The sequence below is a fragment of the Mycoplasma sp. 394 genome, assembly GCF_054353895.1.
In genome coordinates this window covers 92010-103076 of sequence record NZ_JBTHHL010000004.1, presented here as the reverse complement: position 1 = coordinate 103076, position 11067 = coordinate 92010, and the positions used below count along the sequence as shown (strand labels likewise).

10 protein-coding genes are annotated in these 11067 nt (G+C 29.5%); 1 reads left to right on the top strand and 9 read right to left on the bottom strand.

Going from position 1 to position 11067, the window contains the following annotated elements; translation table 4 throughout:
- The first annotated feature begins 111 nt into the window (after positions 1 to 111).
- The gene (locus ACXYRQ_RS02335) at positions 112 to 3531 is read left to right on the top strand and encodes a DEAD/DEAH box helicase family protein (RefSeq protein WP_458614692.1); all 3420 of its coding nucleotides are present in this window, start codon (positions 112 to 114) and stop codon (positions 3529 to 3531) included.
- 149 nt (positions 3532 to 3680) lie between these two features.
- Here the strand turns inward: ACXYRQ_RS02335 and ACXYRQ_RS02330 are convergent, their stop codons facing one another.
- From ACXYRQ_RS02330 to ACXYRQ_RS02290, 9 genes are all read right to left on the bottom strand, one after another.
- Positions 3681 to 4151 carry an MPN499 family protein gene (locus tag ACXYRQ_RS02330; RefSeq protein WP_458614189.1) on the bottom strand — a complete coding sequence of 157 codons (471 nt, stop codon included), beginning with the start codon at positions 4149 to 4151 and terminating at the stop codon, positions 3681 to 3683.
- 2 nt (positions 4152 to 4153) lie between these two features.
- On the bottom strand, positions 4154 to 5014 hold the full coding sequence (locus tag ACXYRQ_RS02325) for an HAD family hydrolase (protein WP_458614691.1): 861 nt from the start codon (positions 5012 to 5014) through the stop codon (positions 4154 to 4156).
- A complete protein-coding gene (locus tag ACXYRQ_RS02320; protein WP_458597274.1) occupies positions 4995 to 5714 on the bottom strand; it encodes an L-ribulose-5-phosphate 4-epimerase in 720 nt (239 codons plus the stop codon). Before ACXYRQ_RS02320 ends, ACXYRQ_RS02325 begins: the two co-directional genes overlap by 20 nt.
- Positions 5704 to 6579, bottom strand: coding sequence for an L-ribulose-5-phosphate 3-epimerase (locus ACXYRQ_RS02315; RefSeq protein ID WP_458597273.1), 876 nt, complete (start codon positions 6577 to 6579; stop codon positions 5704 to 5706). Before ACXYRQ_RS02315 ends, ACXYRQ_RS02320 begins: the two co-directional genes overlap by 11 nt.
- A complete protein-coding gene (locus tag ACXYRQ_RS02310) occupies positions 6554 to 7210 on the bottom strand; it encodes a 3-keto-L-gulonate-6-phosphate decarboxylase UlaD (protein ID WP_458614690.1) in 657 nt (218 codons plus the stop codon). Before ACXYRQ_RS02310 ends, ACXYRQ_RS02315 begins: the two co-directional genes overlap by 26 nt.
- An 8-nt stretch (positions 7211 to 7218) precedes the next feature.
- On the bottom strand, positions 7219 to 7689 hold the full coding sequence (locus ACXYRQ_RS02305) for a PTS sugar transporter subunit IIA (RefSeq protein WP_435130308.1): 471 nt from the start codon (positions 7687 to 7689) through the stop codon (positions 7219 to 7221).
- 2 nt (positions 7690 to 7691) lie between these two features.
- Complete coding sequence (locus ACXYRQ_RS02300; RefSeq protein WP_435130305.1) at positions 7692 to 7979, bottom strand: PTS sugar transporter subunit IIB; 288 nt, start codon at positions 7977 to 7979, stop codon at positions 7692 to 7694.
- Between the two features lie 102 nt (positions 7980 to 8081).
- Positions 8082 to 9872, bottom strand: a complete 1791-nt coding sequence (locus ACXYRQ_RS02295) for a PTS ascorbate transporter subunit IIC (RefSeq protein WP_435130302.1) — start codon at positions 9870 to 9872, stop codon at positions 8082 to 8084.
- An 18-nt stretch (positions 9873 to 9890) separates the two neighbouring features.
- Entirely contained in the window at positions 9891 to 10946 is a 1056-nt protein-coding gene (locus ACXYRQ_RS02290) for a phospho-furanose lactonase (protein ID WP_458607588.1), read from the bottom strand.
- Between the last annotated feature and the right edge of the window lie 121 nt (positions 10947 to 11067).

The following is an 11067-nucleotide window of genomic DNA, read 5'->3' as shown; positions in this document are numbered from 1 at the left end:
AAAAATCTCCCATCTTTTCACTTCCCTAGACTCTTACCTTTCACTTCATCAGCGTCAGTTACAAATAATTAAAAACATTAAGAAAAAATTATTAGAAAGGATGTTTATATAATGGAAAAATTTAATAATGAACTTGAATTTGAAAAATCTTTAATACAAAAACTTAAGAACTACGGATGAAATAACGAAAAAATCCAAAACTCAAATATTAAGGATACCCTAGAAAATATTTCAACTAAAGACTTAGAAGAAAACTGAAGAAATATTTTATTCGAAATAAATAAAGCCACTCTTAAAAATGTTCCCTTAGATAATGATGAATTCGATGAATTAAAAAACATTATCTTTAAATCAAGTTATAAAATCAAAGACTTTTTTGCTTTTTTACAAGGTGAAACAGTATCAATAAAAAGAACCAATCCAGAACTTTCAGAAGAGGATAAAAAAGAATCAGTTAACCTTAAAATATTCAGTAATAAAGAAATAAGAGGTGGAGATACTATCTATCAAACTGCTAGACAAATTAATATCGAAGGTGTTAGAAAAAGAATTGATGTTTTATTATTAATAAACGGATTACCTTTATTTTGTCTTGAATTGAAGCAAATTGCATCAGGAATTCAAGATGCTAAACATCAACTTATTAATTACGGAAAAGCAGGAGTATTTAATACAGGTGTATTAAATTTTGTACAAGTTATTGTTGCAATGACTGAAAATAATATGGAGTATGCAGCAAGAGTTGATGATTTTTATGAATTCGATATTAATTCATTTAGATATTGAAAAAATCATAACAACCAAATTGTTCATCAACTAGATGAAATAATTAGTTTGTTCTTTAAAATACCAGAAGCACATAATCTTATTTCAAATGGAACAATTATTAAAGATAACAAGTTGTTTATAACTCGTAATTACCAATTTTATGCTATTCGTTCTATTTTGTACCAAATTGAAAAAATTAAGTCAATAAAAGATAATAAATGTGGATTTATTTGACACACAACCGGATCAGGAAAAACTTTAACCAGTTTTCAAACAGCAAGAGTGTTATTGAAGCGAAAAATTGTTTCAACTGTTATTTTTGTAGTTGATCGGATGGATTTACACAAACAGAGTTTCGATGAATTCTGAAAATTCAAAAAAAGCGACGAAGATAAAATCGAAGTAAAAAAGGCACTTAGCATTTTAGACTTAGAACGAAAGCTTAAGAAGATTTCGCAAAAAAGTAATATGTTCGCTACTATTATTATTACATCAATTCAAAAACTCTCAAAAATTACAAAAAACTATTTTTCAGATAAAGATAAAATTGCTTTAATCTTCGATGAAGCACATCGCAGTGTTTATGGAGAAATGATTGCAAAAATACAAGAAGTATTTACCAATGGAATCTTTATCGGTTTTACTGGAACACCGATTCAAGATGTAAATCAAAAAAATGATTTAACAACTGAACAGGTTTTTGGTAAACAACTACATCAATATACCATCAAAGATGGATTAGAAGATGGAAATGTATTAAGATTTTACAATCACTATATCGATTTTAAACAAAAATACTTACCTATGTTTTTCTATAACTGTGTTGTAGCTAATAAAAATAATCCAAATAAAAAATTCTCTGCTAATGAAATAGAATTATTAATTGAAAATAAAGAAATATCTGCAAAGGATGTGAAGATTTGAAATTTAATCAAACATAAAGGTAATCTGCAAAATAAAGATGATACCCTAACAATTGAAGAATGATTAAAAGATAAAGGTTACTATGATAACAAATATTTTAAAATGTTAGTTGCTCATGATATACTAAAAAATTGAAACAGTACTAGTGGTAATCGTAAATACTCTGCTATTTTAGCTACCAAAAGCATTAAGGATGCTATTGAGTATTTTAAAATTTTTCAAAAACTCAAGAAAAAATATGATAACTATGTTGAGAAATTTAAGGTAACGGCTCTTTTTGATCCCAATCTTGACTCCTCTGAACAAGTATATGGACAAAATAATAACGAAATAATTAAAAAGTTCGCTATCAAATTTATCCAGGAACCTAAAAACTATATATATGAATTTAAAGAACTTATCAATGCCGTTGCTAAAACAAAATATACAGATAAAGAATTAGAAAAGATGAATGATGAGTTAAATTCACAATACCAAGAAAACAATTGAAATGATCCTAATGATATTACATACTATATTAAAAACAAACTCAACTTTAATTCCGACAAAGAAAAAGCTTTGAATGAAATTTATCAAAAGTTTGAACAAGATTATAAAAATAACAATCTTGTTCAAACCAGCAATTTAAAAGATAATTTTAAAATAGTTGTTTCTGATATTTTCAAAAAAAGAGATCCGAATAAAAAGGTGGTTTTGGATTTATTAATTGTAGTAAACCAAATGCTTACTGGTTATGATTCGAAATACATTAATACTGTTTTCTTTGATAAAATCCAAGAAAACGAACAACTTATTCAATCTATGTCACGGACAAACCGCTTAGATAATAATGATAAACCATTTGGTTCTATATACTTCTACCGTCAACCTGAAATAATGAAAATTAATTTAGAAAATGCTCTTAAAATATATTCAGGTGTAAAAGAAGAAGATATAAGTTATGATAAAGAGGATGTTTTATTAGAAGCAGTTAAAAAAGATTATGCACATATTTTTGGTATTTTTTCACAATGAAATGAACCTACCTTTGCACAAGTTCCGTTTTTTGATTTAAAAAATCCTGATGAAACTTTAAGAACTCAATTAAGAAGTTTTATCAAACATTATGCACAAATGCGAAAAAACATTACTGCATTATCAATTTTAAGAGTCGATGTTTATGATAAGCTAAAAGGTATAATCAATAAAAATAATATCGATAAATTATCATTGAGATTTAAAGAAATTGATCGTAGTGTGCTAAAAAGCACATCGATAAACAAAAATGAACTTGAAGATTTAACATTAAACGAATCCGATATAGAATGAGCATCAAATGCTAATGTATATGAGCAAATTATAGATTGAAAGTATTTTGATAAATACTTCCTTAATCATAATTACAAAAAACAAAATGAATATGATAAATATCTAAAAAACGAAGAATCCAAATTTAACGAAACACTAGCATATCTTGATCCAGAAACAAAAGGGATAATCTTAAAAATTAAAAACATGTTTGATAGTGGACTTCTTAATACAGAGATAATTAAACTGCAAGGAACAGAAGGTCTTGCTAATTCAATTAAAAGCAAAGAAATTAGAGACAAAAAACAAGCATTCAAGGATACTTATCATATATCAAAAGATAATAAAATTGAACGCATCTTTGATGAATTATGAGATCTAGAAGAATCTAGATGAAGCGAAAATGGTAGATTGGGTAAAATCTACGAACATATCAAAAAAATAGACTCTCCAGAATTTGAAAAATATATAAAAAACAAGCAAGGAAACTTTAGGGTATACAATATACAAGCACAGTTCCGTGAAGATTTAAAGAACAAGAAAATCGGTTAAAACACCCGAGAGGGTGTTTTTTGTATCTTGCTTCTTAGTTCTTTTCGTTACCTAGCTTGAATCTAGAACCTGGACTGCTATAACTACTGCTTTATTCTGCAAGCATCAATAAAATATGCTTAGCACAAATTAATTGCACTAAGCATATCTTATACATTTGAAAGAACCTCAAAACCTCATCTGGTTCATTGAACATATAATATTTTTAAACCTTTAACATTCTTTTGATAAAAGTCTTCAAAGTATTGCTTGGTAAAAAAGAAAGTTCTTCCATAATATAAATTTTTTATTGTCTTTATGTTAAAACGAATGATAAGATTTTCAATGATTTGATAGTCTATATAATCTTGTTCATCCATCTTTTCAACTTTATTGCGGTGTAATTGAAAGTCAAAACCACGAATTCGCATTAGCTTATTAAACAAATAAAAATCCTTATCAGAATTAAATGAAAAAATAATATTAGTGTTTTCTCATTGATTATATTTAATAATATCCTCTAAAGATTTAGCATGTTTGATAACAAAATTACGTGATTTTGGTGTCAAAACTTTTCATATTGGAGGAACAACTCAGTATCCGTTTTCCATATGATTAATTTTTATATATTTAACTTTCATTCTTATTCCAACATATTTAAAAAGTTTGCTATCCCTTGTTCATCATGTGAATTTGTGATAAATGTTGCTTTTGATTTAACATCATCTCGTGCTTGACCCATTGCAACTGAATATTTAGCAACTTCAAACATCGAAACATCATTATCTTCATCACCAAATACCAATGTTTTATTTAAATCGATGTTATATTTATCTGCTAAAATCTGCAAACTTTTTCCTTTAGAATTATTGATTGGCATAATATCATAAACATGTACTTGCGAGTTGATAATATATACATTGTCAATCTTTGAAATTTTCATCGCTGAAATATCAGTATTTTCAGCTGTACTATCACGCTTGATAACTAAGAACTTTAAAATATCTTGCTCATCTGTGTTAAAGTTTGGATTTTGATGATTTAAATCATAATAGTCGAATGCAAATTGATTTTCTTTTTTGCGTTTAGCAATTGTGTCTTCTAATCAAGCAAATCAACTTGGTTTGCTTGCATTTTTATGAAAACCATAAATTTGATTACATGTATACACCAAAAATACTACACCTGATGCTATCAATGCTTCAAAAACTGCCTTAGCAGATGCTTTATTTATAGGATTTTTATAAACAATTTGATCATTTTGAAAATCGTAAATAAGTGAACCATTGCAGCAAATTGCAGGATAATCGCAATCTAAATTAAAAAACTCTTCTTTAGCTAAATAATGTGGTCTTCCTGTGATAACTGAGTATTTTTTACCAAGACTTCGCATTCTTTGGATGCCTTGATATGATTGTGGTGTAATATTTTTGTGTGAATCAAGTAAGGTTCCATCTAAATCAAAAAACAAATACTCAAAATCACTATTTTTTAATTTGTCCATAATATGCATTTGGTCCATGTTTGCGAAAGTGATGCTTGTTTTGTAAAGTCTGATTTGCAGGACCTTTATCGGGAACTAAAATTAAAGTGTGTAATGCCATTTTAGCAACTTCTTCCAAGGTAAGTGCTAAATTAACTGCATCTTTTGGATTTTTAATCGATCAAACAAATGGACCATGCTCTTTAACCAAGGTCGCACTAGTAGATTCAAAACTTATGTTGTTTTTAGTGAAATGTTCGATGATAACTAACCCTGTATTATGCTCATATGCACCATTTATTTCATCATCTGTTAGTTCTCGGGTGCAAGGAACGGAACCATAAAAATTATCAGCATGAGTAGTTCCAAAACACTTAATTTCCTTACCTGCTTGTGCAAAACCAACAGCATAAGGTGAATGGGTGTGAACGATACCTTTGATATTCTTATTTGCTTTATATAATAAAGTATGAGTAGGAGTATCTGATGATGGATTAAGTTTAGAATCTATTACATTATTATCCATATCAACCACTACCATATCATCGGCACTCATAGTTTCATATGAAACACCCGATGGCTTGATTACCATATATTTGCGATCTTCTGTTATTCCCGAAACATTTCCTCAGGTATGAATTGCGAGCTTATATTGATATAATAACATATTAGCTTGATAAACTTCTTGTTTAAGTTTTTGAATTTCGGCTTTATTCACCATTTGCTTCCTTTCATTGCATTTGATAAAATGCTTTTGCTTGTTTTAGCAATTCAATGTTTTCTATAGCAGTTTCATCTGGGTGGTTTTTTGATCACATTTCAATTAAAATCGGAACATTTAAGTCGTTTTTAGTTAACTGCTTTAATGAATGTACAAAATCAACACTTCCTTGTCCTCATGGAACTTCTTTGAATTTATTAGGTAAGGTGTCTTTAAAATGAAAACCAACGATTTTATCTGCACCCAAAAAGATTTCATTTTCTATATCTTTGGTAAATTGATTTAAGTTTCCTAAATCAGGATATATATAAAAATTAGGTGCATCGATTTGTTTTAAGAATGCTAAACATTTTGAAATAGTTCCTGCAAATGGTGTATCCATTGTTTCAAAAGCAACTGTTACAGAATATTTTGATGCAAGTTTAGCAACCTTTTTCATCCCTGCGATAAATCATTGCTTGGTTTGTTCATCCGAATCTTCATAATAAACATCGTAGGCAGCTAATTGAATAGTTCGAATACCAAGTTTTTTAGCCAAAATTAATGCTTTTTCCATTATCAGCAAGGCATGTTCACGAATTTTTAAATCATGTGATCCGAAAGGAAATTTACGGTGTGCTGACAAACACATTGAATTAAAGTAAAAATCTTTTTCTATCAAAAGTTTTCTTAATTCATTGATTTGTGTATTATTTCAATCTAATCTTTCAAGACGAAAATCTGATTCATCGACACTGAATTCAATAAAATCAAATCCTGCTGCCTTGGCAATATCGATTTTTTGACTTCAATCAAATTTATTATTGATTGCTTTTTCATAAATGCCTAAAAAACGGGTTTTAGTTTCAGTATTTTTTAAATTCATCTTTGAATTCCTTTGCTGCTTGCTGTGGATCTTCAGCATCGCGGATTGATCTTCCAGCAATGAATATGTATACTGGAATATCTTTAAAGAGTTTAATATCTTCAACTGTTACCCCCCCTGTAACAGTTACTTTAAACCCCATATTAGCAAGTTTTGCGACTGTATCAATGTCTTTTTGACCTCATTTAACTCCAGCAGCTTGAGCATCACGGGCACGGTGTCAAACGATTTGTGGAACACCTGATGCTTGTCATGCCTCAACTTGATCCCATCTGAAGTTAGTAGTCATTTCAACTTGTATTTCTTTTTTAATATCGAAAGTTTGTGAATATTTTACTAAATCAGTCATTGTAGCATTTTCAGCAGCACATATTGCAGTTGTAAAGTCTGCACCTGATTCGAAGAACATTTTTGCAAATACTCTTCCTGCATCAGCAATTTTTCCATCGGCAACAATAATTTTGTCTGGGAATGCTTTTTTGATTTCTGAAATAGCTTTTTTTCCTTCAGAAGCTAATAAAATAGTTCCAACTTCGATTACATCTATATATTTTGCAGCTTTTGAAGCTGACTTAATTGCTTCTTTAATTGTTAAGTTATCTAATGCGATTTGTAGTAGCGGTAATGCCATATTTTCCTTTATGCTTGTGCATCTATTTTGCTAATAATATCGATGACTTCTTGATTACTTTTTGCATTTATAATTGCTTCAATATTTGAATCTTGTTCAAAAATTCTAACAATTTGTGGTAATGCTTCTGATGTATGAACATCAGCTGATGTTGCTGCTAAAGCAACTAATAATGAAACTGGACGCTCGTCGTTTTCAAAGTAAACTGGTTGTTTTAAGGTTACTAATGAAAATGAATTTTGTAAAACTCCAGCTTCGCTTTGGGCATGAGGAATTGCAAGATGATTTGCAATAATATAATATGGTCCATATTTCAAGGTACTTTCAATTACAGCATCGTAGTATCTTGGTTCAACAAGCTTTTTATCAATTAAAGGTTTAATTGATAAATAAACTGCTTCTTTTCAGTCTTTTGCTTGTAAACCTACATTAACTGTTTGATATTTTTTAAGTATTTCTAATAAATTAATTTTTTCCATAATTATAAACCTAGTGCTTTTTTAAGAGCTTCTCTAATTTCGTTTTCATCCATTAAGTTTGTAACACCAACAATTTTTGCACGTTGGTTGTGATTAAACATTTCTGAAAGATGTTTTGATGAAATAATAATATCTACAGAATTTGTCATTCCGGTTGATTGACCCATTGATAAAGCATCAACAGTTGCATTTACTCCAAGTTCTTTCATAATTTTTTGAACTTTAAGTTTTATTATCATGCTGGTTCCCATTCCGTTACCACATGCTGCGATAATTTTAAGTGTTTCCATAAGTATCTCCTAAATAATATAATAATATGTTTTTTGCCTATATCATAGATAAAAAAGTATTTTTTTTTGAAAAAAGATTAGCGTAAGGCTAATCTTAGTAAATTAGCTGTTAACTAATTTTGGTTGTAACTTAAGTATTTTTTGTAAAAATGTTTTTTTGGTTTGTGATCCATTATCTACAATTTGTCCTAATGCCAATAATCCAATTATTGCTAATATAACTAAGATTCAAGCAAGGATGAAATTGTATGAAGAAATTCACATTAATAAACCAAAGAATAAGTTTCAGTCTGCCATACCAATATAACCGTTTGCAACAGGTGAAACAAAAGCGCTTTTATCTATACCATCAGCAAATTGTGAATGATTTGTAATAATGAATTGGTATGAATTATCAATTGCTCTTGTCGCAATTGAAATAATTACAATTTCCAAGAAACCAAAGATTCCAGGAAGAAGTAATGCAGCTCTTCATCCGCCTGATGCATTTGCATATACACCTAATGATCCTGAATTAAAGAATAAGGTGATAAATAATGGTATTGCAATATTAAAGAATTTTTGGTTCGGAATTGCTGATAAGCCACCAATAATTGCTACTGCGATAAATTGCCCAATTACCCCTGAAATAAATCCAAATGTAACAGAGTTGATTGAAAATCCATAAACTGCAGCTACATCGACAGCTACAACTGCACCAGGAATTATTTTTTCGCTAATTCCATGGAATGATTGTTGTAGTTCTGTAATGAACATTCTAACACCAGTAATAATTGCAACTAATGATGCAACTATTTTCAATGCTCCACCAAGGATATTTAATCCAAAGTTAGCACCACCAAATGAATTGTTTCATATTGCATAATTTGAGGTAAATTTAATGTGATCTGGAGCGATAACACTAAACGGATTAACAGATAACAATACAATAAATAATACTAAGAATAATAGCAAGATAATAATTGTTTGTGTAAAAATGTTATCTTCAAAGATTTTAAGATATGAAGGAAGTTTTTTGTTTTCAGCTGAATCTTCTTTTTTACCAAAAAATCTACCTAATTTATATGTTGTAGCGATTGCAAGCATTTGTTGGTGTCCAACTGCAAAACCTGCATTTTGTGTTACAGCATTTGTTCCTTTTACAGTTGATGCAGAACCAACTGCTCAGTAAATTCCTAAGAAAATACCTGACATAATTATAATTCCTGCTTGTTCACCTGCTGATAAAGCACCTGTAAAGATACGCATATCTTGGAATAAAATAATGTATAAAATGGTTGTAACAACAGCTGATTGTTGAATCATAACATGTCCTGTTATCATTAAACTATTTGTGTTTGTTCATCTTTTTAATGCTACCATAACAATATTTACAGCAAATCCAAGGATGAATGCAAATGAGATTAATGAAACATAATTATTTCCTAAGAAAGCTTTTTCAAAGAATGTATTTGAACTTGCTAATGCAAAATACGGATCTAATGGTACGATTCCTGCACCTTGACCTATATTTTTAACTCCTTCAAATACGGGTTTAGCTAAGGAAACTAAGGTTCCTGAACCAATTTGTAATAAGATAAATCCAATAACGGTTTTTAAAAATCCGATTACTGATTCACGAAAACCTCTTCCGATGGTTAGATAACCTACAAATGTAAGCGAACCTAATAACAATGCAGGTTGCTTAAAGAAGTTATCCATATAAACTTTGTTAAACATGAAAAGGAAGGCATCACCAGCAGCTTTTGGTGTTCATGGTAACACCTTTGGATCATTTGGTTGTGCTGATTTAACCAACATTGATACTAAAATAATGAAAACATTGATTAAAGCAAATATTGATCACCCAATGATTAATCCTTTCCTTTTCTTAGAGTCAATTTTTTTAATCATATTTGTCCTTAAATAAGGTTATTTTACTTTTAATAGTTTTTTTAATTCTAAGACTCTAGGATTTACTTTAGTAACATCGTATTTTCTTGGTTCATCAAAAGCCAAGATTTCTGCTGGGTTGTTTACTAACATATCTTGAATTGCTTCTTCGCTAACTCCAACTTGTTTAAGAAGCGGAATAAATCTATCGAATAAGTATCCGAGACCAAAAGTTTCTTTACCTCTTTCGGCACCATAGTGTCTTTGATATAACACTCTACCAGCATCTAATGCAAGTGTAATGTGTTTTTGATACCCCTTGTCAACTAAATATTTGATGTTTTCTGCTAATGTTAAATCTGTGTAATATTTAACTCTATCAGGTCCATCAAAACATAAAGTTACCCCAAGTTCTGAAATAATTTTCTCATAGTAAAGTCTGTCAGGATTTTTATTTAAATGTGATAATTGAATTTTTCTTGGATTTGCTCCAAAATCAATTAAATGTTGTGCGGCTTCATATGCCATAGTTCCTAATTGTGTATGTACTAAAATTGGAGCTCCGGTCTCGATACTTGAACGAGCCGCAACCTCTAATGATTTAAGTTCAAGTCTATCAATAGCAGCATATCCTGTACCTGCTTTAATAATTCCTGCCTTTGCATTAGATCTTTTTACAACTGGTCCACTGTAGTTGTATTCATCCATACCAACTTCAATTTCTGCTTTAACCATTTCAACGATATCATCAATTGGTGCTAAAGCTAATCATGAAGCTCCCTTATCATAAAATGCTGCTTTATGAAAACCAGTAGCCATAATAATATGAGCTTTGTTTTTTAAAGCATTCGCTATTTCTAGCATCTTATGAACATCTCTACCTACATTGGGTGGGTCCATAGTAACCATACTTTTACCACCCTTTGCAATGTATTCATCCATTTCTTTTAATGCTGCATCGACTGAGAGCATAACAAAGTCTGGATGTTCGTGTGCTTCAGGACCATAATTTTTAATTAAATGATCATGGCAATCCACAACACCTAATTCTTTAGGATCAATATCACCTAAAACTGTTCTTGCGAATTTTTTCATTTATTCTCCTTATTAATATTATGAAATGTATTTTTATCATAAAACATTTTTTCATTTATTCTTGTAAAATATATTTATTTTAGTTTAAAAATATCTAAATACGGAAAAAGTTGCGTATTTT